Origin of the sequence: Aeromonas diversa CDC 2478-85 (assembly GCF_000819805.1) — a bacterium.
Classification (GTDB): domain Bacteria; phylum Pseudomonadota; class Gammaproteobacteria; order Enterobacterales; family Aeromonadaceae; genus Aeromonas; species Aeromonas diversa.
In genome coordinates, this window is the sequence record NZ_CDCE01000020.1 from 403,324 (window position 1) to 425,777 (window position 22,454).

26 protein-coding genes are annotated in these 22,454 nt (G+C 62.8%); 14 read left to right on the forward strand and 12 right to left on the reverse strand.

From position 1 onward, the window contains the following. Positions 1 to 4: 4 nt before the first annotated feature. Positions 5 to 1,276 (forward strand): glutamate-5-semialdehyde dehydrogenase, encoded by a 1,272-nt coding sequence (locus BN1121_RS06790; protein ID WP_005348363.1) that lies wholly within the window; start codon positions 5 to 7, stop codon positions 1,274 to 1,276. A gap of 109 nt (positions 1,277 to 1,385) precedes the next feature. Beyond that, positions 1,386 to 2,009, forward strand: a complete 624-nt coding sequence (locus BN1121_RS06795; protein ID WP_005348364.1) for a murein L,D-transpeptidase catalytic domain family protein — start codon at positions 1,386 to 1,388, stop codon at positions 2,007 to 2,009. 53 nt (positions 2,010 to 2,062) lie between these two features. Here BN1121_RS06795 and ushA read toward each other — a convergent pair whose 3' ends face one another. Continuing rightward, entirely contained in the window at positions 2,063 to 3,763 is a 1,701-nt protein-coding gene (gene ushA / locus BN1121_RS06800; protein WP_005348366.1) for a bifunctional UDP-sugar hydrolase/5'-nucleotidase UshA, read from the reverse strand. Positions 3,764 to 4,024: 261 nt separating this feature from the next. On the opposite strand from ushA, the gene BN1121_RS06805 reads away from it, so the two are divergent. From BN1121_RS06805 to BN1121_RS06815, 3 genes are all read left to right on the forward strand, one after another. Continuing rightward, a complete protein-coding gene (locus BN1121_RS06805) occupies positions 4,025 to 4,357 on the forward strand; it encodes a DUF2956 domain-containing protein (protein ID WP_043157181.1) in 333 nt (110 codons plus the stop codon). 100 nt (positions 4,358 to 4,457) lie between these two features. Next, positions 4,458 to 4,793, forward strand: coding sequence for a hypothetical protein (locus BN1121_RS06810; protein ID WP_005348370.1), 336 nt, complete (start codon positions 4,458 to 4,460; stop codon positions 4,791 to 4,793). A gap of 71 nt (positions 4,794 to 4,864) precedes the next feature. Beyond that, entirely contained in the window at positions 4,865 to 5,731 is an 867-nt protein-coding gene (locus BN1121_RS06815; protein WP_005348371.1) for a tetratricopeptide repeat protein, read from the forward strand. On the opposite strand, the gene BN1121_RS06820 is transcribed toward BN1121_RS06815, so the two are convergent. The 3 genes from BN1121_RS06820 to BN1121_RS06830 all read right to left on the reverse strand — a co-directional run bounded on the left by BN1121_RS06820 (position 5,732) and on the right by BN1121_RS06830 (position 8,332). Further along, positions 5,732 to 7,129 carry a sigma-54-dependent transcriptional regulator gene (locus tag BN1121_RS06820; protein WP_005348373.1) on the reverse strand — a complete coding sequence of 466 codons (1,398 nt, stop codon included), beginning with the start codon at positions 7,127 to 7,129 and terminating at the stop codon, positions 5,732 to 5,734. Positions 7,130 to 7,269: 140 nt separating this feature from the next. Continuing rightward, the gene (locus tag BN1121_RS06825) at positions 7,270 to 7,707 is read right to left on the reverse strand and encodes a universal stress protein (RefSeq protein WP_005348375.1); all 438 of its coding nucleotides are present in this window, start codon (positions 7,705 to 7,707) and stop codon (positions 7,270 to 7,272) included. A gap of 178 nt (positions 7,708 to 7,885) precedes the next feature. Next, positions 7,886 to 8,332: an RNA methyltransferase gene (locus tag BN1121_RS06830; RefSeq protein WP_005348380.1), complete on the reverse strand. Its 447-nt coding sequence runs from the start codon at positions 8,330 to 8,332 to the stop codon at positions 7,886 to 7,888. A 160-nt stretch (positions 8,333 to 8,492) separates the two neighbouring features. On the opposite strand from BN1121_RS06830, the gene BN1121_RS06835 reads away from it, so the two are divergent. Together BN1121_RS06835 and BN1121_RS06840 are read left to right on the forward strand one after the other, a co-directional pair. Then, complete coding sequence (locus tag BN1121_RS06835) at positions 8,493 to 9,584, forward strand: PfkB family carbohydrate kinase (RefSeq protein WP_005348384.1); 1,092 nt, start codon at positions 8,493 to 8,495, stop codon at positions 9,582 to 9,584. Continuing rightward, the gene (locus BN1121_RS06840; RefSeq protein WP_005348386.1) at positions 9,578 to 10,486 is read left to right on the forward strand and encodes a pseudouridine-5'-phosphate glycosidase; all 909 of its coding nucleotides are present in this window, start codon (positions 9,578 to 9,580) and stop codon (positions 10,484 to 10,486) included. The genes BN1121_RS06835 and BN1121_RS06840 overlap by 7 nt, the downstream gene beginning before the upstream one ends. 41 nt (positions 10,487 to 10,527) lie before the next feature. Here BN1121_RS06840 and BN1121_RS06845 read toward each other — a convergent pair whose 3' ends face one another. After that, positions 10,528 to 11,250: a carbonic anhydrase gene (locus tag BN1121_RS06845; protein WP_407921499.1), complete on the reverse strand. Its 723-nt coding sequence runs from the start codon at positions 11,248 to 11,250 to the stop codon at positions 10,528 to 10,530. 383 nt (positions 11,251 to 11,633) lie between these two features. On the opposite strand from BN1121_RS06845, the gene BN1121_RS06850 reads away from it, so the two are divergent. After that, positions 11,634 to 12,392, forward strand: coding sequence for a DNA/RNA non-specific endonuclease (locus tag BN1121_RS06850; protein ID WP_005348389.1), 759 nt, complete (start codon positions 11,634 to 11,636; stop codon positions 12,390 to 12,392). 50 nt (positions 12,393 to 12,442) lie between these two features. Then, positions 12,443 to 12,838 (forward strand): DUF2541 family protein, encoded by a 396-nt coding sequence (locus BN1121_RS06855; RefSeq protein ID WP_005348390.1) that lies wholly within the window; start codon positions 12,443 to 12,445, stop codon positions 12,836 to 12,838. 34 nt (positions 12,839 to 12,872) lie between these two features. Here the strand turns inward: BN1121_RS06855 and mog are convergent, their stop codons facing one another. Further along, positions 12,873 to 13,409, reverse strand: coding sequence for a molybdopterin adenylyltransferase (mog, locus tag BN1121_RS06860; RefSeq protein ID WP_005348391.1), 537 nt, complete (start codon positions 13,407 to 13,409; stop codon positions 12,873 to 12,875). Positions 13,410 to 13,730: 321 nt separating this feature from the next. Between mog and BN1121_RS06865 the strand changes: the two genes are divergently transcribed. Next, positions 13,731 to 14,075 carry a DUF3135 domain-containing protein gene (locus tag BN1121_RS06865; protein ID WP_005348393.1) on the forward strand — a complete coding sequence of 115 codons (345 nt, stop codon included), beginning with the start codon at positions 13,731 to 13,733 and terminating at the stop codon, positions 14,073 to 14,075. Between the two features lie 18 nt (positions 14,076 to 14,093). Here the strand turns inward: BN1121_RS06865 and BN1121_RS06870 are convergent, their stop codons facing one another. The 3 genes from BN1121_RS06870 to ettA all read right to left on the reverse strand — a co-directional run bounded on the left by BN1121_RS06870 (position 14,094) and on the right by ettA (position 17,654). After that, a complete protein-coding gene (locus tag BN1121_RS06870) occupies positions 14,094 to 15,419 on the reverse strand; it encodes an NCS2 family permease (protein WP_005348395.1) in 1,326 nt (441 codons plus the stop codon). Between the two features lie 151 nt (positions 15,420 to 15,570). Continuing rightward, positions 15,571 to 15,894, reverse strand: a complete 324-nt coding sequence (locus BN1121_RS06875) for a hypothetical protein (RefSeq protein ID WP_005348396.1) — start codon at positions 15,892 to 15,894, stop codon at positions 15,571 to 15,573. Positions 15,895 to 15,986: 92 nt separating this feature from the next. Then, positions 15,987 to 17,654: an energy-dependent translational throttle protein EttA gene (gene ettA, locus BN1121_RS06880; RefSeq protein WP_005348397.1), complete on the reverse strand. Its 1,668-nt coding sequence runs from the start codon at positions 17,652 to 17,654 to the stop codon at positions 15,987 to 15,989. Between the two features lie 189 nt (positions 17,655 to 17,843). Between ettA and BN1121_RS06885 the strand changes: the two genes are divergently transcribed. The 3 genes from BN1121_RS06885 to BN1121_RS06890 are packed head-to-tail and all read left to right on the forward strand — an operon-like array spanning position 17,844 to position 18,961. After that, positions 17,844 to 18,239: a cyclic nucleotide-binding domain-containing protein gene (locus BN1121_RS06885; protein ID WP_231553010.1), complete on the forward strand. Its 396-nt coding sequence runs from the start codon at positions 17,844 to 17,846 to the stop codon at positions 18,237 to 18,239. 10 nt (positions 18,240 to 18,249) lie between these two features. Next, a complete protein-coding gene (locus BN1121_RS20165) occupies positions 18,250 to 18,402 on the forward strand; it encodes a cyclic nucleotide-binding domain-containing protein (protein ID WP_231553011.1) in 153 nt (50 codons plus the stop codon). A 58-nt stretch (positions 18,403 to 18,460) separates the two neighbouring features. Then, positions 18,461 to 18,961 carry a YgjV family protein gene (locus BN1121_RS06890; RefSeq protein ID WP_005348398.1) on the forward strand — a complete coding sequence of 167 codons (501 nt, stop codon included), beginning with the start codon at positions 18,461 to 18,463 and terminating at the stop codon, positions 18,959 to 18,961. On the opposite strand, the gene BN1121_RS06895 is transcribed toward BN1121_RS06890, so the two are convergent. After that, the gene (locus tag BN1121_RS06895) at positions 18,958 to 19,776 is read right to left on the reverse strand and encodes a lytic transglycosylase domain-containing protein (RefSeq protein ID WP_005348399.1); all 819 of its coding nucleotides are present in this window, start codon (positions 19,774 to 19,776) and stop codon (positions 18,958 to 18,960) included. The two genes, BN1121_RS06890 and BN1121_RS06895, sit on opposite strands and share 4 nt — an antisense overlap. Positions 19,777 to 20,220: 444 nt before the next feature. On the opposite strand from BN1121_RS06895, the gene BN1121_RS06900 reads away from it, so the two are divergent. Then, entirely contained in the window at positions 20,221 to 20,820 is a 600-nt protein-coding gene (locus BN1121_RS06900; protein WP_005348400.1) for a YitT family protein, read from the forward strand. Here the strand turns inward: BN1121_RS06900 and BN1121_RS06905 are convergent. Beyond that, positions 20,808 to 21,623, reverse strand: coding sequence for a substrate-binding periplasmic protein (locus BN1121_RS06905; protein ID WP_005348401.1), 816 nt, complete (start codon positions 21,621 to 21,623; stop codon positions 20,808 to 20,810). The two genes, BN1121_RS06900 and BN1121_RS06905, sit on opposite strands and share 13 nt — an antisense overlap. A 50-nt stretch (positions 21,624 to 21,673) precedes the next feature. Further along, on the reverse strand, positions 21,674 to 22,450 hold the full coding sequence (locus BN1121_RS06910; RefSeq protein WP_005348402.1) for a heme ABC transporter ATP-binding protein: 777 nt from the start codon (positions 22,448 to 22,450) through the stop codon (positions 21,674 to 21,676). Between the last annotated feature and the right edge of the window lie 4 nt (positions 22,451 to 22,454).

Consider the following 22,454-nt stretch of genomic DNA (forward strand, 5'->3'; position numbering starts at 1 on the left):
CCACATGAGCCAGGAAACACACTCTCCGCTCGCCGCACTGGGACAGGCTGCCCGTGAGGCGGCCTATCAGTTGGCCGTCACTCCGACGGCGGCCAAGAACCGAGCCCTAGGGGCGATCGCCGATGAGCTGGAGGCCCACAGCGCCGATATCCTTGCCGCCAACGCCAAGGACATCGAGGCCGCCCGTGCCGGTGGCATGGGAGAAGCCATGCTCGATCGCCTGCTCCTCAACCAGGCGCGCCTGGCCGGTATCATCGGCGATGTGCGCAAGGTGATTACCCTGGACGATCCGGTGGGCAGCGAGCTCGATTGCCGGGTGCTGGAGAACGGCCTGCGCCTGTCCCGTCGCCGGGTTCCGATCGGTGTCATCGGTGTCATCTACGAGGCGCGTCCCAACGTCACCATCGACATCGCCAGCCTCTGCCTCAAGACCGGCAACGCCAGCATACTGCGTGGCGGTCGCGAGACCTTCCATTCCAACCAGACTCTGGTACGCGTCATTCAGCGGGCGCTTGAAAAGAGCGGCCTGCCGGCGGCGGCGGTGCAATACATCGACAACCCGGATCGTGCCCTGGTGGGCGAGCTGCTGCGTCTCGATCGTTATGTGGACATGATCATTCCCCGCGGTGGTGCCGGCCTGCACAAGATGTGCAAGGAGCAGAGCACAATTCCCGTCATCATCGGCGGGTTTGGCATCAGTCATCTCTTCGTCGATGCGAGCGCCGATTTAAGCCGCTCCCTCGACGTCATCGACAACGCCAAGGTGCAGCGCCCCTCCGCCTGCAATGCCCTCGACACCCTGCTGGTGCACGAAGCCATTGCCGCCACCTTCCTGCCGGCACTGGCCCTGCGAATGAACCAACGCCAGGTGACCCTGGTGGCCGACCCGAGCGCCAAGGCGCTGTTGGCTGCTGCCCAGGGGCTGCGCGACGCCGGCCCCGAGGATTTCGACACCGAGTGGCTGTCGCTTACCCTGGGGGTCAAGCTGGTGAAGGGGGTCGATGAGGCACTGGCTCATATGCGCGAGCACAATGCCAGCCACTCCGACGCCATCCTCACCAACGATCTCGCCAACGCCGAGCGCTTCGTCAACGGCGCCGGCTCGGCGGCCGTCTATGTGAACGCCTCGACCCGTTTCACCGACGGCGGCCAGTTCGGGCTTGGCGCCGAGGTGGCGGTATCGACCCAGATGCTGCACGCGCGCGGCCCCATGGGGCTGACCGAGCTCACCAGCTACAAGTGGGTGGGACAGGCCGACTACCTGAGCCGCGCTTGAATCATCCCGTTCGCGACACAATGCCGGCATGATGCCGGCATTTTTCTTGCTCTGTTTTCATGAAGGATCTATAAGTCTCTGAGTCGGAAGGAGATGACAGGGAGATGTCATGCAGCGGATGCGATGGAGTGTGGCCCTGCTCGGGCTCTGGATGGGGTGGGCGTCACCGGCGGCGGCGCTCAACGAGAGCGCCCTCTACTATGGCTCGGGTCTCTCCCGGCTCATCTCGCCTCGGGTCTTCGACGGGGCGCTGCAGGGGTATCGCCAGGTGCCCGGCAAGCGCAAGGCGCTGCTGACTATCATCGATTATAGCAAGCCTTCTAATGAGCGACGCCTCTTCATCCTGGACATGGTCAAGGGGCGCCTGCTGGCGGCGACCTGGGTGAGCCACGGTCGCAACTCGGGTGACGAGTGGGCGCACAGCTTCTCCGATCGTCCGGATTCGCTACAGAGCTCCTTGGGGCTCTATCGCACCGCCGAGACCTACCTCGGCAAATACGGTTACTCCCTTCGCCTCGATGGCCTCACGCCGGGCAAGAACCTCAACGCCCGCAAACGCGCCATCGTGCTGCACGGTGCCCCCTACGCCAGCCCGGCCCACCTCAAGCGATTCGGCAAACTCGGGCGCAGCTGGGGTTGCCCTGCGGTGCCGCTGGAGCAGGCACCACGCATCATCCGTCTCATCGAGGGAGGAAGCGTCATCTACGCCTATGGCTCCAATCGGCAGGCCTGAGCATAAAAAAACCGGAACCCTGGGGTTCCGGTTTTTCTTTACCACGTTGTGGATTACTTACAACCGTTGGCGTCGGCGCTGTTGATGAAGGTCACTTCACCGGCAGGCTGATAGTCGGCCACGTTGATGGTCTGCTTGGCTTCCAGGTACTCCTTGAGGACACCCGCATCGACCAGACCGGCGTTGATGGTGTTGATCACCGGGTAGCCGTCACCACCGGCCGCGCTGAAGCTCGGGATGGCGAAGCTGTAGCTGGCGTTGGCATCGAACGGCTTGCCAGCGATGGAGGTGATGGTCACGCTCTTGGCGCTGCAGTTGACTTCCATGTTGATACCGCCGAACTGCGGGTAGCCACCGGTGCCGACCGTCTTGGTCGCAACCAGGCCCAGATAGGTGGCCAGCTCGCTGCCCTTCATGTTGGCCTTGTTGACTGTGTTGCCGAACGGGTGGACGGTCAGCACGTCACCATAGGTGATATCGCCGGCCTTGATGGAGGCACGAACCCCACCTGAGTTGACGATGCCGAAGTCGGCATTGAGACGGGCCGTGGTTGCGGTGGTGATGAGGCGACCCAGATTGGTCTGCTTGCCGCGCACGTTGGCGCGTTCACCGTCGAGCATGCCGTCGGTGGAGGCGATAACCACGCCCAACTCCTGCTTGCCCTTGTCCTGATAGACCTGCAGGGTGGCGAGCAGCTCCGGATCCTTGATGATCTCTTCCTTGACGAACAGGGGGTTGCCGCTGCCGTCTTTGATCACGTTGTTCTTGGCGTCGCGCTGCACCAGGTTGACCGGGATCAGCTCATAGCTGGTCAGGGTCAGCTTGCCATTCTGGTAGTCGAACTGGGCGCGGCCCACATACTTGCCCCACTCGTGGGCTTGCATGATCCAGGCACCGTTCTGCTTGTCCGGCATGCAGTCATCACCGGGCTTGAAGGTTGCGTACTTGTTGGTGCCCGGCTCCATGCAGACCGGGTTTTGGGAGTGACCGCCGATGATGGCATCGAGTTGACCGGCCGGCAGGGCACGGGCCATCTCTACGTCGCCGGGGGCGTTGCTACCGTGCTGACCATCGGCATAGTGACCCATGTGGGTGATGGCGAAGACCAGGCTGGCTTCTTTGTTGCTACGGATCTGCTCGATGGTCTTGGCCGCTTCAGCGGTCGGATCTCGGAACTCTAGGGTCTTGACGTTGTTCGGGTCGACCAGCTGGGCGGTGTCTTCTGTGGTCAGGCCCACGACGGCGACCTTCATGCCGTTGTCGAACTTGAAGACTTTATAGGGGTCGAAGTAGTGCTTGCCGCTCGCCTTCTCATAGATGTTGGCGGAGAGCATGGGGAACTGGGCCCACTTGCGTTGCTTCTCCAGCACGTCGAGCGGGTTGTCAAATTCGTGGTTGCCCACGGCCATGGCATCGTAGCGGATGCTGTTCATGGCAACGAAATCGGGCTCGGCATCCTGCATGTCAGACTCGGGCACGCCGGTGTTGACGTCGCCGCCGGAGAGCACCAGCACCTCGCTGCCCCCCGCCTTGGCCTCGGCGCGCAGACGCTCGACCAGGGTCTTCTGGGCGGCCATGCCGTATTCGCCATCTGAGTTGTTCCAGAAGCGGCCGTGGGTGTCGTTGGTGTGCAACACGGTCAGCTTGCAGACGTTCTCGGTACAGGGAGCAACGCTCTCGTTGCTGGAGCTGTTACAACCACTCAGGGCAGCCAGCACAGCCAGCGCCACACTTCCTTTCAGCAGATTATTCATTTCCATAGCACCTTTTTCGTTATCGTGGGCCGTCCATACTCGGCCGCTCGGCACTATAACAAACATGAGATGACGTTTTTTCATCGCCGGGTCACAAAGTGCTGAGATTGTGATCTCGGGCGCATCCACCATCTAATTGTCTTAATTGACAATAAGATGGTGCATCTTACTGGTGCTCGTCCACGGTGGTGTGCTCGCTTGGTGCTGGTCTTTTCGGGCTTTTTTTCGCAAAATCCAGCCTCTTTTCAGGCGGAGTTCGAGATGGCCAAGTATCAGAAAACCTCTCCCGAAACCCAGGCCGAGGCGCAGCGGTTGGCCCGCGCAAACCAGAAGCCCGGCCAGACCAAGGAGCAGACCCAGCTGATCGCCCAGGGTATTCAGAAGGGGATTGAGGAGTATAAGAAGCAGCAGAAGACCAAGGCCCGTGAGCTTTCCCGCTACAAGAAGCAGCAGGCGAAGGCGAAGAGCCAGGGCGATGTGGCCGAGGTGAGCGAGGAGGTGGAGATCCTGATCGAGCGTCGCCATCATCCGCTGCCCTGGTTGTTGCTGGTGGCAAGTTGGGGCGCATTTGGGCTCTGGTATCTGCTTGGCTAATCGTTTGCCACGGGAGCGGGCTCACACCTGGCTTGCGTGGCACTGGCATCAAGGTCACCCGGCTGGTTAAATCGCCTCCCTGCCTAGACTGGAGCATCCCATGAGCACTTCATCCCTTTTTCTGCTGGCCCCTCTCGCACTGTTTCTGGTGGCCATGTTGTTGTGGCGCATCTCCCCGCTGCGGGCGATGGCGGCAGGCAGTGCTCGTTGGCTGATCTTCCCCGCCTTCACCCTCTTCATCCTGCTGATCGTGGCTAACAACAGCATAGATCCTGCCTTGCGCAGTCCTGGTCTGCACTGGTTGATGCCGGGCCTGGGCTTTGCGCTCTCTATGTTCCCGGCCATGCCCAAGGCGCTGGTGCCCCGCTTGGCATTGCGTGAGGGTGTATTTGCCGCCCTCGGCCTGATGTTGATGAGCCTCGCACTGGTGATCTGAGGCACTTGCCTGTCCCCCCTCGAGGGGGCATCTTGGGGGGTAGGATGGAACCTGCCAACCCGGAGCCCCCGATGAACGGAATACCCGATTTTATGGCCTGCTGGGACTATGCCCAGCCTGCCGCCACTGCCGAGCGCTTTATCGCCTTGCTGCCACAACTGGCCGAGTGCGACGACCCCCAGCCCCTGCTCGAGCTCAAGACCCAGCTTGCCCGCACCCACTCCCTGCGCCGCCAGTTTGACGAGGCTCACGCCCTGCTCGACGAGGTGGATCCGGCGCTCACCGACGCGACCCCCCGCGCCCGTTTGCGCTACCTGCTCGAGCGAGGGCGCAGCTTCAACTCAGCCGGCCGACGCCCCGAGGCCTTGCCTTGCTTCGAACAGGCCTGGCAGCTCGCTCTCAAGCTCCATGAAGACACCCTGGCGGTGGACGCCGCCCACATGATGGCTATCGCCCTGCCGACGACAGAGCAGACCCGCTGGCACCAGCAGGCGATCGCCCTGGCCGAGCGCAGCAAGGAGGAGGGGGCCCGGCGCTGGTTGCCGAGCCTGTGGAACAACCTGGCCTGGACCCTGTTCGATCAGGGACGCCTCGACGAGGCGCTGACCCTGCAACACAAGTGTCTGGAGTGGCACGAGGAGCATGAGCGGGTGAAGCAGGCCTTCATCGCCCGCTGGAGTATTGGCCGCATCCTGCGCGAGCAGGGCAAGCGTGACGAGGCATGGGCCAGCCAGCTGGCATTGCAGGAGGCGATGGACGAGGCCGGGCAGGCGCCCGACGGTTATCTGTTCGAGGAGCTGGGCGAGCTGGCGCTGCTGCGCCAGGATCCTGAGGTAGCGTCCGAGGAGTTTTTCGCCCGTGCCTGGTTCCTGCTCTCCAAGGAGGCGGGGCTGGCGCCCGAGCGGCTGGAGCGGCTCAAGCGCCTCGCCAAGCTGTGATCAGGCGACGCCGGCGTCTTCCCACGCCTGCTTCTTGCGATAGATGGTGGAGGGGCTGATCTCGAGCAGGGCGGCCGCCTTGGGAATGTTGCCGTCGCACTGCCTGATGGCGTGCTCTATGGTCTCCTTCTCCACCACCCAGAGTGGGCGTACCGGCAGGCTATGCGTCTCGACGATGACCGGCATGGCGACGTCGGTGAGCACACTCTGCACGGCAGTGCGGCTGTTTAAGGGGGGGGGCAGCATGGGCACGTCCACCCGCTCCCCGTCGTTGAGCACCACAGTATTGCGGATCACGTTTTGCAGCTCGCGCACGTTACCGGGCCAGGGGTAGTCGAGCAGCAGGCGCACCGCCTCGGGGGAAAAGTCGGTGAAGCGGCGCCCCTCTTCACGGGCATAGCGCTGCAGCAGTTCCCGCGCCAGCAGCAAGATGTCTTCCCCCCGCTCGCGCAGGGGCGGCAGGGTCAGCGGGATGACGTGCAGCCGATAGTAGAGATCCTCGCGAAAACGGCCCGCCTTTACCTCGGCCAGGGGATCCCGGTTGGTGGCGCAGACGAAGCGCACATCCACCGACTCGGTCTTGCCACTGCCCACCTTCTGGAAGCTGCCGGTCTGGATGAAGCGCAGCAACTTGCTCTGCAGATCCAGGTCCATCTCGCAGATCTCGTCGAGAAACAGGGTACCCCCGTCGGCCAGGCTGGCGGCGCCCTTGCGATCCCCGACGGCGCCGGTGAAGGAGCCCTTCACATGGCCGAAGATCTCGCTCTCCATCAGATCGTGGGGAATGGCGGCGCAGTTGAGGGCGACGAAGGGGTTCTCCCTACGCGGGCTGCTCTTGTGGATCGCCTCGGCACAGACCTCTTTCCCGGTGCCGCTCTCCCCCGTGATGAAGACGGTCGCCTTGCTCGGTGCGGCACTCTCTATGATGCGATAGACCGCCTGCATGGGCATGGAGCCCCCGATAAACCCGGCGAAGGAGTTACGCTCGAAGTTCTCTTTATAGTGGGCGACCAGTGTGCTCAGTTGTTGATGCTGCAAGGCGTTGTGCGCCGTGGCACAGAGCCGCTTGCTATCAAACGGCTTGGTCAGGAAGTCGAAGGCACCGCAGCGCATCGCCTCCACGGCGATGTCGGCCGAGGCGTGGGCGGTGATCACCACCACGGCGCAGGGAAGCTGCTGTTCGGTCACCTGACGCAAGATGGTCATGCCATCCATGTCGGGCAACTCGAGATCGAGCAGGATGAGGTGCACATTTTGACTCTGCAGGATCTCGAGTGCCTGCTGGCCACAGTCGGCCATCAGCACCTCATACCCCTCCTGACGCAGGTACTGTTGGTAGACGACGGCCAGGCTCAGGGTATCTTCCACCAACAGGATTCGGGAGGTTGACTGTGACACAGTGGGCATCCTTGACGATTGATTGTTAAGCACAATTTAGCCCCAGACGGGCCTTCGGCTCAATCCAATTTAGGGATCTGTCGGTGCAAAAGACAAATAAAGGGGAGCAAATGGGCCGGGGTGGACCGGCCCGATGTGGGTTACGCCTCTTGCTGGCGCACGATGAGCACGGGGCAGGGGGCATGGCGCACGACGGCTTCGGCAACGCTACCGACCAGCAGGTGGGCCAGGCCGGTGCGGCCGTGGCTGCCCATGATCAGAAGATCACACTTGTCCTTGTCGGCCAGGGCCACGATCTCGTCAGGGGCACGTCCGAAGCAGACCTCGAAGGTGGCCGGCACGGGCAGCTCGCCGAGCAGGGCCGTGAGGTGGGACTGGGCCTGCTGCTCGAGCTGGAAGGTAATCTCGGCGGCGGTCATGTGCAGGATCTTGTAGCTGTCGAAGCCCTGGAGCTGGTCGACCACGTGTACCAGCTTGAGGCTGGCATTGTGGCTCTGGGCCATGAACACTGCGTAGTCGAGCACCGGCTTGGACATGGGAGAGAAATCGACGGGACACATGATGCTCTTGATGGACATGGGGAGACTCCTCTGAGTAGGGCCGCGCTGGGCCGAAACGGTCGACGGGGTTGTTCCCGCCACTACCGCCATCTTACGTCCTGGGGGGGTAAAGAACATGGGCAGGGTGCGGGAACATGAGCCAGATCCGGTTTTTGATGGTTTCGATGGAGGCTCTGCATTCCTGCCGTCAAGGTCCTCAATTGGGCGTCGAGAAGGCCTTGGCCAGCCGATCGTAGAGGATCACGTTGACCGAGGCGGCCAGGTTCATGCAGCCGCGGGTCGGTACATAGATGACGTCGCGGCACCACTGTGTGATGTCACTCCCCAGGGTGCCGTCCTCGGGCCCGAAGATGTAGAAGGCGTTCTCCGGGTGTTGGTAGTCGGGCAGGGGAATGGCTCCCTCGATCAGATCCACCGCCACCGGCACCGCCCCCTCGGGCAGGGCGGCGGCCAGGGTATCGACCCCGACCAGGGGGATCTGCTGCACCATCTGCTTGGTGTCGGTGACGAAACGCTGAGCCAGCTCGAAGCGGACCCCGCTGTAGAAGACGGCATCGGCGCCGTAGCAGCCGGCGGCGCGCAGCACGGCGCCCACGTTCTCCGGCGATTTGGGATTGACCAGCCCTATGGTGACCTGACTCATGACGGCTCCTCGTGATAACGGGGCGCGATTATAGGCCCGTGCGCCGCCCCATGCACCCCGCGCGTGTTTTGTGCGCCCTCCGACATTTTTTTGCACTGGCCATTGCGTCGCCTTGGGAACGGGAAATAATAGACAAACGTTTGCAAATGGATGTTTGTCTATGACGGAGCGTGAACAAGAGGTGCTGCACCTGCTGCGCGAGGACCCCATGATCGCCCAACAGGAGCTGGCGGACCGGCTCGGGATCAGCCGCTCGGCCCTGGCCAGCCACATCTCGAGCCTGATGCGTCAGGGCTATGTGATGGGGCGTGGCTATGTGCTGCGCGAGGGGCCCTACGCCGTGGTGATCGGCGGGGCCAACATGGATATCTGTGGCAAGGCGCTCGGTGCGCTGACGCTCGGGGATTCGACCCCCGGTCGGGTGCACACGGCGGCCGGCGGTGTGGCCCGCAACATCGCCGAGAACCTGGCCCGGCTAGGCAGCGACACCCGCCTCATCACGGCGGTGGGCAATGACGCCCACGGCCACCGCCTCATGGAGGTGAGCCAGCAGGCCGGCGTCAACATGCGCCACACCCTGGTGCTCGATGGCCACACCACCTCCTGCTATCTGAGCCTGCACGATGGCAGCGGCGAGATGAGCTGCGCCATCAACGACATGGGGATCCTCGACGAGCTGACCCCGCAGCGGCTCGCCCTGCAAGATGGTTTGCTCTCGGGGGCGCGCGCCCTGGTACTCGACACCAACCTCTCGAGCCAGACCCTGGCCTGGCTGTTCGACCGCTACGGCCATCTGCCCCTGTTTGTCGACACCGTCTCGGTGGCCAAGGTGGAAAAGATCCGTCCCTGGCTGCCAGCCATCCACACCCTGAAACCGAACCGGCTGGAGGCCGAGCGCCTGTGCGGCATCACCATAGCCGGGCCCGAGAGCTGGCCCATGGTCGCCGCCTGGTTCCACCGCGCCGGGGTGCAGCGCCTGTTCCTGAGTCTGGGGGAGCAGGGGATCTATTACAGCGACGGGGAGCAGCAGGCCCACCTGCCGGTGCTGCCCGTGCCCGTGGTCAACGTGACCGGCGGCGGGGACGCCTTCATGGGTGCCCTGGTCCACGCCTGGTTGCAGGAGACCCCCCTCGATGAGAGCGCCCGCTTCGCCCTGGCCTGCTCGGCTTTGGCGGTGGGCTGCGAAGACACCGTTTTTACCGGCCTCTCCCGGGCCGCCGCACTGAGAATCCTGGAGGAATACCCATGCTGAGCCCCTATCTCGATATCCTGCCGGAAATTGCCGATGCCCTGGCCACCGGTAAACCGGTCGTGGCCCTCGAGTCCACCATCATCTCCCACGGCATGCCCTATCCGCAGAACGTGGAGACCGCCCGCCGGGTCGAGCAGGTGGTGCGTGACAACGGCGCCGTGCCGGCCACCATCGCCATCATCGACGGGCGCCTCAAGGTCGGGCTCGATGCCGCCGCTCTGGAGGCCCTGGGCAAGGGGGGCCACGCCGTCACCAAGTGCAGCCGCCGTGACATCCCCTTCGTGCTGGCCGCCAAACAGATGGGGGCGACCACGGTCGCCTCGACCATGATAGTCGCGGCCATGGCCGGGATCCGGGTGTTTGCTACCGGTGGCATCGGCGGGGTGCACCGTGGTGCGCCCGAGACCTTCGACATCTCGGCAGACCTGCAGGAGCTGGCTCACACCGGGGTGGCCGTGGTGTGCGCCGGGGCCAAGTCGATCCTCGACATCGGCCTGACCCTCGAATACCTGGAGACCCAGGGGGTGCCGGTGATCGGCTACCAGAGCGAGGAGCTGCCCGCCTTCTATACCCGCGAGAGCGGCTTCAAGGTGGATTACCGGCTCGATACCCCGGCGGCGATCGCCGAGGCGCTGCGTCTGAAATGGGCGCTGGGGCTGGAGGGGGGCGCCGTGGTGGCCAACCCGATCCCGGCCGAGTTCGCCATGCCCAAGGCCGACATCGATGCGGCCATCCAGCAGGCCCTGCGCGAGGCCGACGAGCAGGGGATCAAGGGCAAGGCATCGACCCCCTTCCTGCTGGCCCGCGTCTGCGAACTGACCGGCGGAAACTCCCTGGCCGCCAACATCCAGCTGGTGCTCAGCAACGCCGCCCTGGGGGCGCGCATCGCCGCCGCACTGTGAGGTCGATGGTGACAGAAAAGAGGGCCGTTCGGCCCTCTTTTTTATTCCAGAATGGTGCGGGCGCCGAGGGGTTGCGCCGGCCGGTTGTTGGGGTGGTGCATCAGGGCCTTGAAGGCGTCGATCTGCGCCTGACTGGCGGTGACGGGGTGTTTGAGCACCAGCCAGCGCACTCCTTCCGAACAGGGAGGGGTGGTCAGCGATCCGTTGAAACGGTAGTAATCGAGCCCCTTGGGCAGCAGGGCGCGCACGTCGAGGGGGCGGGCCAGCGACACAGGTGTGCCGACCTGCTTGGGCAACTGGCGCCACGCCTCGGTGAGCAGGGGGTTGGCGGCACCCGCCTCGAACATCACGGCCAGCACCAGCAGCTCCCCTTGCTCGCTGGCGTGGACCAGGTGCGCCTCGAGGGGATAGTGGCGACCCTGGATCAGGTTTTCGCTCGGCGCGTGGAAGTGGAACTGCTTGAGGGTGAAGGCGTGCCCGTCCAGGGTGAGTTGGCTGCCCGGGGCGTAGTCGAGTTGCAACGTGTGGCCGTTGTTGATGAGGGTGGTGGCTCCGGCCTGGTAGTGGGGGGCGAGCGGCGCCAGGGCCGATTTGATGGTGCCCTTGATATCGACCGGTGACTGGTTGTGGCCGCTGCAGGCGGCAAATTCAGGGGTGAGGCTGGCCCAGTGATCGGGCCCTTCTGCGCCGGTGTAGCCCCAGTGGGGGGCGGCGAAGGCGGTAGAGGAGAGTAGCAGTGTCGTGGTTAGCCAGCAGGTATTGATCTTCATATCCCTATCCGAGAGCAAGAAAGAGTGAGCCTCCACGGGGGAGGAGTGGATGAGGCGAAGATGTTCTGTGGTTATGGGTGGGTACTACCCCTATAGGGTAAGACATGATGCGCCAAGAGGGCGCCAAGGGATACGTCATCAATTAATCACGGTGATCGCATTGACGAAATTAATGGGATTCAAACCACTCCATCACGGATCGGGTAGATCGTTCAGTATCTCACCCGGCAATTCATTGATTTAAAGCATATTAGCGTCTGTTCGACCGGATATCAGCGGCCAGTCACAGTTTCGTGATGTGTAAAAAAACTGCAATTGATGCTCTGGTCTGATCTCATGTCAAATTGCTCCGCCTACTAAACTGGAGCAATGTAAAAATGATAAAAATCAATAAATTGGTTCTGGCTGTCACCCTCGCTCTTGGCTCTGCCCCCCTGCTGGCGGCGGGCTTTACCTGTGGGGAACACGTGCGCTTCGGCATTCCGTCCGAGTCGGATCAGAAGCTGTGTCGCGACGCTTACGCCGTCGGTTACAACTATGACTACAAGGTGGCGGACTGGGTCTCTTACCAGATGACCAGCGAGAGCGCCCAGGGCTCGGTAAAGCGTAAGGATGCCTTTGCCGAGGACAAGGAGATCCCGGTGGCCTACCGCGCCACCCTGGCCGATTACAAACGCTCTGGCTACGACCGTGGCCACCAGGCTCCGGCTGCCGACATGGCCGCCACCGCCACCACCATGAAGCAGAGCTTCCTGCTCTCCAACATGACCCCGCAGTTGCCCGCTCTCAACCAGAAGGCGTGGCGCATTCTGGAAGAGAAGGTGCGTAACTGGGCCATCGCCCGTGGCGATGTGCAGGTCATCACAGGCCCCATCTTCACCGGTAATGAGGGCTCCATCGGTAATGCCGTCGGCATCCCGAGCGCCTACTACAAGGTGGTGATGGACCCTTATCGCCTGCAGGCCATTGCCTTCATCCTGCCCCAGGAGGATGTGCCCATGAGCCAGCTGACCAACTACCGTGTCTCGGTTCACGAGGTGGAGCAGCAGACCGGGCTCGATTTCTTCAGCGATCTGCCCGCCGACCAGCAGGCGACCCTGGAGGAGCGCGTCTCCCCCATGTGGAGCGACCGCTGAGCTGAACCAGGGCTGTAAGGTACAGCCTGGGTTTAGCTTCAGGGAGTAGAATGGCCCTCCATTTTTTGGAGGGCTTTTTCTTGTCGAAGTACGCGTTCACATTGGCCGCCCTGTTGGCTGCGCCGCAGGCCCTGGCCGGCGATCAATTCACCCTGGGTCGTACCCTGTTGCTGGGCATCGGCGATAGTGGCGCCACCATTCCCCTGCTGGTCTGCCGTCCCACCAAGTACGTCAAGGTCAAGGCCGAGCGGGGTCTCACCCTGGAGCGGCTGGTGGTTACCTATGGGGACGATCGCACCCGCACCGTACGTTTTGACCGGGAGATGGACAAGGATCAGGAGACCCAGTGGCAATCCCTTGGCACCCGTCGCTGCGTCAAGAAGATCCAGGTCTACGGCAACGCGGAAGGGAGCAAAGCCGGGGTCAAGGTCTTCGGTCGTCGCTGAGTCGAGACAAAAAGAGCGCCATCAGGCGCTCTTTTCATTTCTTAGGGCGAAACGGCTTGATCACCTCTTCGTCGCACTCCAGATAGGGTCCCTCCATCAGATCGATGCAGTAGGGAATGGCGGGGAAGACGGCGTCGAGACACTCGCGGATCGACTTGGGCTTGCCCGGCAGGTTGACGATCAGGGTGTCACCGCGCAGCCCCGCCGTCTGGCGCGACAGGATGGCGGTCGGCACAAACTTGAGGGACTCGGCGCGCATCAGCTCACCAAAGCCGGGCATCATGCGATCGCACACCGCCTCGGTCGCCTCGGGGGTGACGTCCCGCTTGGCCGGCCCTGTGCCACCTGTGGTGACGACGAGACAGCACGCCTCTTCATCGGCCAGGGCAGTCAGGGTCTGCTCTATCAGGGGCTGCTCGTCGGGGATGAGGCGGTAGACGGGTTCCCACTCCGAGCTCAGGTAGGCGCTCAGGGTATCTATGATGGCTTGTCCCGACAGATCCTCGTAGACACCGGCACTGGCGCGATCGCTGACGGTGACGATGCCGATTCTGGCTCTCTGTGACTTCACTCTCTTGCTCCTCCCGTTTGGTGGCGGCCACACCTTAGCATGCAGGCTCGGACCGGCCCAGTCTCGGGCGTGTACATGCCTGCAAAATGATCTATTTGCCCACGTGTTAGAGAAAGATGGTCTAACTGCCCGGCGGCGAGGCCGACGAGGACAATTGGTTGAATCTGTGTGGCTTTTTGACAAACGAAGGAAAAAGAGTCGACGGTGAGGCAACGAGTGACTCCGGCCGGGAATTGCCCCATCGCGCAGCACATGCTGTATTGCACATTAAGTGAACAGAGAAGTGCATCCGGCCGGGTGCCCCGACATGGGAGGGAGCTTATGTCGCTGCCGGATTTCGATACCCTGAAGGCGATGGCCGAAGAAGATGAGGCCGCGCTGGATGCGCTGCTTCAAGAGCAGATAGAGGAGCTGGTGGCGGCGGCGCATCCCCAGTTTCAGGAGAGGCTGCGCGGCCTGCAATTTGAGATCGACTGCCAGAAGCGGCTGGCTCGCAATCCCATCGACCGCTGTGTGCGTCTCTCGCGCATGATGCACAACCGCTGTTATCAGCTCCACGAGACGCTGCGTAATCTGCAGCAGAACGGTCTGGAACTGCCCGAGCCCGATGCCCCCTGCGAGGTGGTCGAGCTGAGGGCATGGCGCCATAAGAAACGGCCGACATGATGTCGGCCGTCGTCGTTGTTAGTGGTCTACCCACACAAACTTGAGGATGAACAGCAGGGCTACCGCCAGTACGCAGGGATTGACCTCGCGCCAGCGGCCGGTACCCGCCTTCATCACGCAGTAGGAGATGAAGCCCACGGCGATCCCCTCGGTGATGGAGAAGCTGAACGGCATCATGACGGTGGTCATGAAGGCCGGTACGGCCTCGGTCAGATCCTCCCACTCCACCCGGGTCAGCTCGGAGCACATCAAGACCCCCACGTACATCAGGGCGCCGGCGGCGGCATAGGCCGGCACCATGGCGGCGAGCGGGGAGAAGAAGATGGCAAGCAGGAACAGCAGACCCACCACCACGGCGGTCAGGCCGCTGCGCCCGCCCACGGCGACGCCGGAGCTGCTCTCGATGTAGGCGGTGACCGAGGAGGTGCCCATAAAGGCGCCGCCGACCGAGCTCACGCTGTCCACCATCAGGGCTTCCTTCATGCGCGGGAAGTGACCCTTGTCATCGGCCAGCTTGGCGCGGTTGGTCACGCCGATCAGAGTACCCGACGAGTCAAACAGGTTGACCAGCATGAAGGAGAAGATGACGCCGGCCAGGCCAATGTCGAGTGACCCCATCAGATCGAGCTGGCCGAATACCGGCGTGATGCTCGGCGGCAGGGAGACCAGGCCCTGGAAGGTGACATCGCCGAAGGCCCAACCCAGCGCCGTGGTGACGGCGATGGCGATCAGCACAGCCGAGTGGATCCCCTTGGAGGAGAAGATGCAGATGAGGAAGAAGCCCAGCGCCCCCAGCAGGCAGGGCAGGGAGGTGAGCTTGCCCACGGTCACCATGGTCGCCGGGCTTGCTACCACCATGCCGGCGTTGTGCATGCCGAGCAGGGCGATCAAGAGGCCAATGCCGGCCGTGATGCCGACCCGCAGGGAGAGCGGAATGTTGCCGATGAGCCAGTAGCGCACCCGAAACAGGGTGAGGATCAGCAGGCCCACGGCGCCCCAGAAGATGGTGCCCATGCCCACTTGCCAGGAGTAGCCCATGCCGCCAACCACCACGAAGGCGAAGAAGGCGTTGAGGCCCATGGCCGGTGCCAGGGCAATCGGCAGGTTGGCCAGCAGGCCCATCAGGATGCTGCCGATACCGGCGATGAGGCAGGTGGTGACGAACACGGCCTGGGTATCCATGCCCGCATTGGAGAGGATCTGCGGGTTGACGAAGACGATGTAGACCATGGTCAGGAAGGTGGTGATGCCGGCGATCACCTCGGTTCTGGCATCGGTGGCGTGGGCCTTGAGGCCAAAGAGGCGCTCGAGCAGGCCGCCACGGGCGTGTTGGGATTGACTCATCTCTATTATTACCAGTGATTTCGTGTGTGGGGGGGGCGGTCACCCGGGGTGACCAGCCGCGCATTTTGGCACAGATGAGGGGCAACCCCAAAACAGAAAAAGGGGCGTGGCGAGAGGGTGGTAAACGTTTTGCTGTTCGGTTTTTACGGTCTCAGGGGCGTGAGTCGAGGTAGCGTTCCACCAACATGGCCAGCGTCTCGTCGATGCGCTCCTTGAGGTGGTCGAGATCGCAACCGGCCCGGTGCAGGTATTGATCGGCCTGATCCTCACTGAGGCGACGGCCGGCCAGATGGAACTCCATCTCGTCGAGCTTCTTGTCGTGGCGCGGCACGATTTCCCAGTTCAGCAACTCGGGCTCGAGGCGGGGGAAGACTTGCATGGCGAGGGCGCAGAAGGTGTCGATATGCTGTTTGCCCTCCGGGCCCAGGCAACCGGGTTCAACCCGAAACAGCAGGGTGAGTTTGGGCACAGACATGATGACCTCATGAAACAACAGGGTTCCCGACATTATGGCAGCAATAAGAAGGGGAGCCGAGGCTCCCCTTGCAAGATTGCGGTAGCAATCCCTTATTTGGTGATGCGCTTGTACTTGGCGCGATGCGGTTGGACCGCTTCGGCACCATAAGTCTTCTTCTTCCACTCTTCGTATTCGGTAAAGTTACCTTCGAAGAATTCGATCTTGCCCTCGTCCTGATAGTCCAGGATGTGGGTGGCGATCCGGTCGAGGAACCAGCGATCGTGGGAGATGACCATGGCACAGCCGGGGAACTCCAGCAGGGCGTTTTCCAGGGCGCGCAGGGTCTCGATGTCCAGATCGTTGGTCGGTTCATCGAGCAGCAGCACGTTGCCGCCGGTCTGCAGCAGCTTGGCCAGGTGCAGACGACCGCGTTCACCACCGGAGAGCTCGCCGACGCGCTTCTGCTGATCGGAGCCTTTGAAGTTGAAGCGGCCGATGTAGGCGCGGCTCGGGAACTCGTAGTTGCCGATGCGCAGGATGTCCTGACCGTCGGCGACTTCTTCGAACACCGTCTTCTTGTCGTTCATCTGGTCGCGGAACTGATCGACCGAGGCCAACACTACGGTCTCGCCCAGGGTGATGGAGCCTGAATCCGGCTGCTCCTGGCCCGACATCATGCGGAACAGGGTCGACTTACCGGCACCGTTAGGGCCTATGATGCCGACGATGGCCCCCTTGGGAATGGCGAACGACAGATCGTCGATCAGCACCCGATCCCCGTAGGACTTGCGCAGGTTGGCCACTTCCACCACCTTGTCGCCGAGGCGCGGTCCGGGCGGAATAAACAGCTCGTTGGTCTCGTTACGCTTCTGGTAGTCGTTGGTGTTGAGCTCTTCGAACCGGGCCATACGGGCCTTGGACTTGGCCTGGCGCCCCTTCGGATTTTGGCGAACCCACTCCAGCTCCTTCTCGATGGACTTGCGGCGGGCCGCTTCGGAGCTGGCTTCCTGCGCCAGACGAGCGTCTTTTTGCTCCAGCCAGGAGGAGTAGTTGCCTTCCCAGGGGATACCCTCGCCGCGGTCCAGCTCCAGGATCCAACCCGCCACGTTGTCGAGGAAGTAACGGTCGTGGGTGATGGCCACGACGGTACCCTCGTAGTCGTGCAGGAAGCGCTCCAGCCAGGCCACGGACTCGGCGTCCAGGTGGTTGGTCGGTTCGTCGAGCAGCAGCATGTCCGGCTTTTCCAGCAGCAGGCGGCACAGCGCCACGCGGCGGCGCTCACCACCGGAGAGGTGCTTGATCTGGGCGTCCCAGGCCGGTAGGCGCAGGGCGTCGGCGGCACGCTCCAGCTGGTTTTCCATGTTGTGGCCATCGTGAGCCTGAATGATGGCTTCCAGCTCGCCCTGCTCCTTGGCCAGCTTGTCGAAGTCGGCATCCGGCTCGGCATAGGCTGCATAGACCTCGTCGAGACGGGTCAGCGCGCGCTTGAGCTCACCCATCGCCTCTTCCACCGCTTCGCGTACGGTCTGCTCCGGCTCCAGTTTCGGCTCCTGGGGCAGGTAACCGATCTTGATGCCGGGCTGCGGGCGGGCTTCCCCTTCGATCTCGGTATCCAGCCCGGCCATGATACGCAGCAGGGTGGATTTACCGGCGCCATTCAGACCCAGTACGCCGATTTTGGCGCCCGGGAAGAAGGAGAGGGAGATGTTCTTGAGGATATGACGCTTGGGCGGCACGACCTTGCCGACCCTGTTCATGGTGTAAATAAATTGAGCCATTGGCTAATTCTCTTTGGTTTCAGTACGTTGGCATCAATGCCACCGCTCTGGGGCCGTGGTGGGGCCGGGGACTTGCCCCGGTTCCAAAAAACCCGTCGATTGTAAACCAAGGGAAGAGGGGGGGCAAAGCAGGCGGGCTGCACCGGGCGCCGCGTCGGCGTATGATGGGGTTTTCGCCCCGGAGTCCTTATGCCGACTGCATCGCTCACTCACTGCCTTTCCCGCCTCGGTCTGGTTGACCCGCAGTGCTGGTGCGATCAGGCCACACGGATGGAGTTCGCCGCGGGTGAGACCTTGCTGCCCCAGGGGGCGCGGCAGCGCTATGGTTTTTTTATCGAGAGCGGCATTGCCCGCGCCTGCCACTACGACCCCGCCGGACAGGCCCGCTGCAAGGAGTTCTATTTCGAAGGAGAGCTGTGCCTGCTCTACGACCACTGGCTCGGGCAGACCCCCTCGGACTACGCCCTCGAGGCGGTGGAGGCGCTCAGGGTACGTCGCCTGCCGCTGGCCTGGCTCGATCTGCCCGAATGGGCACAGGTGCAGCGCCGGCTGCTGCGCCAGCAGCTGCGCTACAAGGAGCAATAAAGAGGCGTTTTTGCTGCTACACGATGCCGAGCAGCGCTACCTGGTCCTGCGCGAGCGCTTCCCCGAGTGGGAGGCGCGCCTGACCCAAGTGCAGTTGGCCGGTTACATTGGTATCTCGCCGGTCAGCCTGTCGCGGATCCGCCGGCGCATTAACCCGGGTTAATGCCGGGGCGGCGTCCGCTGTCTATCCTGCCGCCTCCTTGTGTGATGCCGGAGGCCCCATGAACCCGTTTATGCTCTCCCAGTGCCTGGTCGCGCTGGCGCTCTTGTGCGATCTCGCCGCCTTTCAGTGCCGGGCACGCCACAGGGTGCTGGGGTTGCTGGCGCTCTCTTGCTCTCTCAATGCTGCCCACTTCGCCCTGCTCGGTTATTGGCCGGCGGTGGGTCTGCTGCTGGTGGCGGCGTTACGCTTTGCCGTCGGCGTGCGGGTACGAGGAAGAGGCTGGATGCTGGGGTTCATGGCACTGTCGACCCTGGTGGCGTGCCTCGGCTATCAGGGGCCGCTCACGGGACTGACCCTGGCCGCAAGCCTGCTGCAGACCTGGGCGGCCTTCTGTCCGGACGATCGGCATCTGCGCCGGCGCATGGTGCTCGGTACCTTGTGCTGGATGGGCAACAATCTGCTGGTCGGCTCGCCGGTTGCGCTGCTGATGGAGAGTCTGTTCCTGCTGAGCAACCTGGTGGGGTACTGGCGCCACTATGGCCGGTACGCACGCGGCTAGTGCCGGGTGTGCCCCGAGTAGTAGAGCACCCGCTGCACGTAGTCCTGGGTCTCCTGATAGGGGGGAATGCCGCCGTAACGGGTCACCGCCTTTTCACCGGCGTTGTAGGCGGCGCTGATGCGTACCCAGTCTTTGCCAAACTGCCCCTCGAGCCATTTCAGGTAGGTCATGGCGCCGCGTATGTTCTGTTCTGGGTCGAACGGCCGGGTTACCCCGAAGCGGGCCTGGGTCTCGGGGATGAGCTGCATCACCCCCTGGGCATTCTTGGGAGAGACGGCGTAGCGGTTGAGATTGGACTCGGCGATGGCGATGGCCAGTGCCAGCTCGGGGTCGACCTTGTGGCGCAGGGCCGCCTTGCGGATCTGGCTGGCCAGCTGCTGCTTGGCGACCGGCTGGCGGGCGATGTAGTGATCCAGATCGAACGGGGTGCCCGGCTGCACCCAGGGGGTGCCACCACCACCGCCGACCCCGCAGCTGGCGAAGGGGGCATTGCCCACCTTGTAGTTGTAGTAGCGCCCCGCCTGCTGGTTGCCAAGGCGCATCGCCATCGCCAGATAGGCGTTGGCCCGGCGCGGGCTACGGATCTCGCCGGGCCCACGCGCAAGCAGCCGTCCGATGCGAAAGTAGGCCTCAGGGTTCCCCAGATTGGCAGCCCTGCAGTAGTGGGCGATCGCCTGATGTGGATCGCTGCGCTCCAGTGCCGCTCCCTGGCGCAGGGCGCTGGCGACTCTGGGGGGCTGGCGGAAGGTATCGGCCTGCAGGCAATGGCTGGCGAGCAGCAGCGAGAGCGTGCTCCAGAAGGTGATGCGACCCATGTCAGTTTATCTCTTGGTGTTATCCAGAAAACATAGGTCGTCGTGGCGGGGCTGGCTACGCAGGCAGTGGATCGTGTGGTTATGTTCCCTAAATCCAGAGAACGAAATGTTCTGGAACTAAGGCTCAGGGTCGGGGTGGCATGCTACTGCGGGGCAACAGGGTCCGATAGGGTGGGCTCTGTCAGCGTGCGGCTTGGTTCGAGTGGCGCTGTGGTCAGCCCTTCGATGTACCCTGTCGCGGTCCCACCGATCAGAGCGGGGATTCGCTGCCATATCTTGGTGCAATAGCTGTAACGAAAAAAATACGCGCCCCATTTTGGGGCGTTGGCGTATCCGCTTGTGATCTCGCTCACCGAAAATAGACTCCCATTTCATAACGAGATCCTGAGGACAGGATCCGCTGCTGTGCCCCCCTCTCTTCTTCGTCGCCAACAGGAATACGTTATGGATAACCGCACTCATCCTCTGCATGAGGACTTGCTTGCCCTGCTGACTGCCTCGGGGTTTATTTCCCTCGGCATCCACCTGTTTCATCAGGTCGGCCTGTTGACCGGAGGGACCGCCGGCCTGGCCCTGCTGCTGCAACAGGTGACTGGCGTGAGCTTTGGTCTTCTGTTCTTCACGATTAATCTCCCTTTCTACGCACTGGCCTGGTTCAGAATGGGGTCGCGTTTTACCTTCAATACCTTCATCTCGGTGGCCACCGTCTCCTGGGTCACCGATCACCTCAACATGGTGCTCAAGATTGGCCAGATAGAGCCGCTCTATGCCGCCTTGATCGGCGGCACCCTGATTGGGATGGGGCTGCTCATCATGTTCCGTCATAAGTCGAGTCTGGGTGGCTTCAACATACTGGCGCTCTTCATTCAGGAGCGATTCGGGGTGCGGGCAGGCAAGTTACAGATGGGGCTCGATTGCGCCATCGTGTTCGCCTCCTTCTTCGTGGTGCCGATTTGGATCCTGCTGCTCTCCGTGGTCGCCGCCATCCTCTGTAACCTGGTGTTGACGTTCAATCACAGGCCGGGGCGCTATCAATTGGCGTGAGTCGAGGTCGGCTCGGGCACCAAGAGGTTATGGAGCCGATCATCGGGTAGCGGGGAGGAGAGACCCCAGCGCACCCGGTGGCGTAACAGGTTGCCCTGTGCCTCGAGTCGGCTAAGGATGAGGTTGAAGGCATTGAGCCTGGCTTCGCTTATCCGGTCACGATTGAAGGCGATGTAGTAGTTCGCCTCATGGCTCTTCTTCCAGAGTCGGATCTGTGCCTCTGAGCCGAGGTTGAGTCGGTGCAGGGCCACATCGATGTTGGAGAAGTAGAGGCGATAGCGCCCCTGTCGCTCCAGCTTGAGCAGACTGGCCAAGTCGTCGTTGACGTTGAGATCGAGCCGCATCGGCGGCAGCCCCTGCCGGCGCAGGGCATCGTCCAGTTGCCGTAACAGGGTCTCGCTGAATGAGCCCTTGGTCACCCCGACTCGAGCGTTACTCAGGCGCGCCAGGGTGAGCGGCGTGTCAGTCTCGTCGCTATGGGCAAAAATGCCCCAGCTCGCCTTGCACAGTGGCCGCGAGTAGCGCAGCGTCTTCGCCCGCTCTTCACTCCAGGCGAGGGGGAACATGCCATCCACCTCCCCCAACTCCAGCTTTTTTCGGGCCCTCAGATTGGGTAACAGGGTGATCTGGCACCCCTCAGGCCAGTAGTTACACGCCTCTTTCACCATCTCCACCACGGCGCCGGCGGGTTGTTTATCGCTGCCAACAAAGCTGTAGGGGGCGAATTCTTGCACCACCAGATGCAAGGGGGCGGCAAGGGCGAGGGGAGAGAGACCCCAGAGCAGCAACAGGCGACCCAGCATGGGCATGACTCCGTGAGTGATACCCTAGCAGTATGGATGAGAAACCCCTCCTAGAGGACGATAGGGTGAGCCCCCTGTGGGTCGGTAATCACCCTGGCCGGGTAGCCATAGAGGCGCTCGATCAGGGGGGCTTGCAGCACCTGCCGGGGGGTACCATCGGCTATCAGACGCCCTCTCTCCAGCATGATCAGTCGATCGCCATAGCGGGCCGCCAGGTTGAGATCGTGCAGCACGGCCAGCACAGCCGTATGCGATCCGGCCAGGGCACGTGCCATGGCCAGCAACTGGTGCTGATGTTTGAGATCGAGGGCCGAGGTGGGCTCATCGAGTAACAGCAGCCGGGGGCGGGGCTCATCGTCGGCACTGTGCCAGATCTGGGCCAGCACCCGGGCAAACTGAACCCGTTGCCGCTCACCCCCTGACAGGGAAGGGTAGAGGCGGTCACTCAGGTGATCGACGCCGGCATGGGCCATCGCCGCCGCCACAATCCGATCCCGCTGCGCGCGCGGCTCACTGTGGGGAAGGCGTCCCATGGCGACCACTTCCTGGCAGAGGAAGGGAAAGGTGAGTGAGGCGCTCTGAGGCAGGACGCCCAGCTGACGGGCGAGGGCCTCGGCCTGCCAGTGTGCACTCGGACGGTCAAACAGCCGGATCTCGCCCGCGACGTCGAGCTCACCCGTAATGCACTTGAGCAGGGTGCTCTTGCCCGCCCCGTTGGGGCCAAGCAACACGGTCACCGAGCCGGCTTCGAGAGCCAGATTGAGGCCGTCGAGCAGGGTGCGGCCGTCCCGAGAGAGGGTCAGCTGTCGACAGGAAAGCAGGGGCATGGCA

Excerpts from the sequence above, each read along its gene's own strand:
- BN1121_RS06790 (WP_005348363.1), top strand. The coding sequence starts at position 5 with ATGAGCCAGGAAACACACTCTCCGCTCGCCGCACTGGGACAGGCTGCC.
- BN1121_RS06795 (WP_005348364.1), top strand. The coding sequence starts at position 1,386 with ATGCAGCGGATGCGATGGAGTGTGGCCCTGCTCGGGCTCTGGATGGGG.
- ushA (WP_005348366.1), bottom strand. The coding sequence starts at position 3,763 with ATGAATAATCTGCTGAAAGGAAGTGTGGCGCTGGCTGTGCTGGCTGCC.
- BN1121_RS06805 (WP_043157181.1), top strand. The coding sequence starts at position 4,025 with ATGGCCAAGTATCAGAAAACCTCTCCCGAAACCCAGGCCGAGGCGCAG.
- BN1121_RS06810 (WP_005348370.1), top strand. The coding sequence starts at position 4,458 with ATGAGCACTTCATCCCTTTTTCTGCTGGCCCCTCTCGCACTGTTTCTG.
- BN1121_RS06815 (WP_005348371.1), top strand. The coding sequence starts at position 4,865 with ATGAACGGAATACCCGATTTTATGGCCTGCTGGGACTATGCCCAGCCT.
- BN1121_RS06825 (WP_005348375.1), bottom strand. The coding sequence starts at position 7,707 with ATGTCCATCAAGAGCATCATGTGTCCCGTCGATTTCTCTCCCATGTCC.
- BN1121_RS06830 (WP_005348380.1), bottom strand. The coding sequence starts at position 8,332 with ATGAGTCAGGTCACCATAGGGCTGGTCAATCCCAAATCGCCGGAGAAC.
- BN1121_RS06835 (WP_005348384.1), top strand. The coding sequence starts at position 8,493 with ATGACGGAGCGTGAACAAGAGGTGCTGCACCTGCTGCGCGAGGACCCC.
- BN1121_RS06840 (WP_005348386.1), top strand. The coding sequence starts at position 9,578 with ATGCTGAGCCCCTATCTCGATATCCTGCCGGAAATTGCCGATGCCCTG.
- BN1121_RS06850 (WP_005348389.1), top strand. The coding sequence starts at position 11,634 with ATGATAAAAATCAATAAATTGGTTCTGGCTGTCACCCTCGCTCTTGGC.
- BN1121_RS06855 (WP_005348390.1), top strand. The coding sequence starts at position 12,443 with ATGGCCCTCCATTTTTTGGAGGGCTTTTTCTTGTCGAAGTACGCGTTC.
- BN1121_RS06865 (WP_005348393.1), top strand. The coding sequence starts at position 13,731 with ATGTCGCTGCCGGATTTCGATACCCTGAAGGCGATGGCCGAAGAAGAT.
- BN1121_RS06870 (WP_005348395.1), bottom strand. The coding sequence starts at position 15,419 with ATGAGTCAATCCCAACACGCCCGTGGCGGCCTGCTCGAGCGCCTCTTT.
- BN1121_RS06875 (WP_005348396.1), bottom strand. The coding sequence starts at position 15,894 with ATGTCTGTGCCCAAACTCACCCTGCTGTTTCGGGTTGAACCCGGTTGC.
- ettA (WP_005348397.1), bottom strand. The coding sequence starts at position 17,654 with ATGGCTCAATTTATTTACACCATGAACAGGGTCGGCAAGGTCGTGCCG.
- BN1121_RS06885 (WP_231553010.1), top strand. The coding sequence starts at position 17,844 with ATGCCGACTGCATCGCTCACTCACTGCCTTTCCCGCCTCGGTCTGGTT.
- BN1121_RS06890 (WP_005348398.1), top strand. The coding sequence starts at position 18,461 with ATGAACCCGTTTATGCTCTCCCAGTGCCTGGTCGCGCTGGCGCTCTTG.
- BN1121_RS06895 (WP_005348399.1), bottom strand. The coding sequence starts at position 19,776 with ATGGGTCGCATCACCTTCTGGAGCACGCTCTCGCTGCTGCTCGCCAGC.
- BN1121_RS06900 (WP_005348400.1), top strand. The coding sequence starts at position 20,221 with ATGGATAACCGCACTCATCCTCTGCATGAGGACTTGCTTGCCCTGCTG.
- BN1121_RS06905 (WP_005348401.1), bottom strand. The coding sequence starts at position 21,623 with ATGCTGGGTCGCCTGTTGCTGCTCTGGGGTCTCTCTCCCCTCGCCCTT.
- BN1121_RS06910 (WP_005348402.1), bottom strand. The coding sequence starts at position 22,450 with ATGCCCCTGCTTTCCTGTCGACAGCTGACCCTCTCTCGGGACGGCCGC.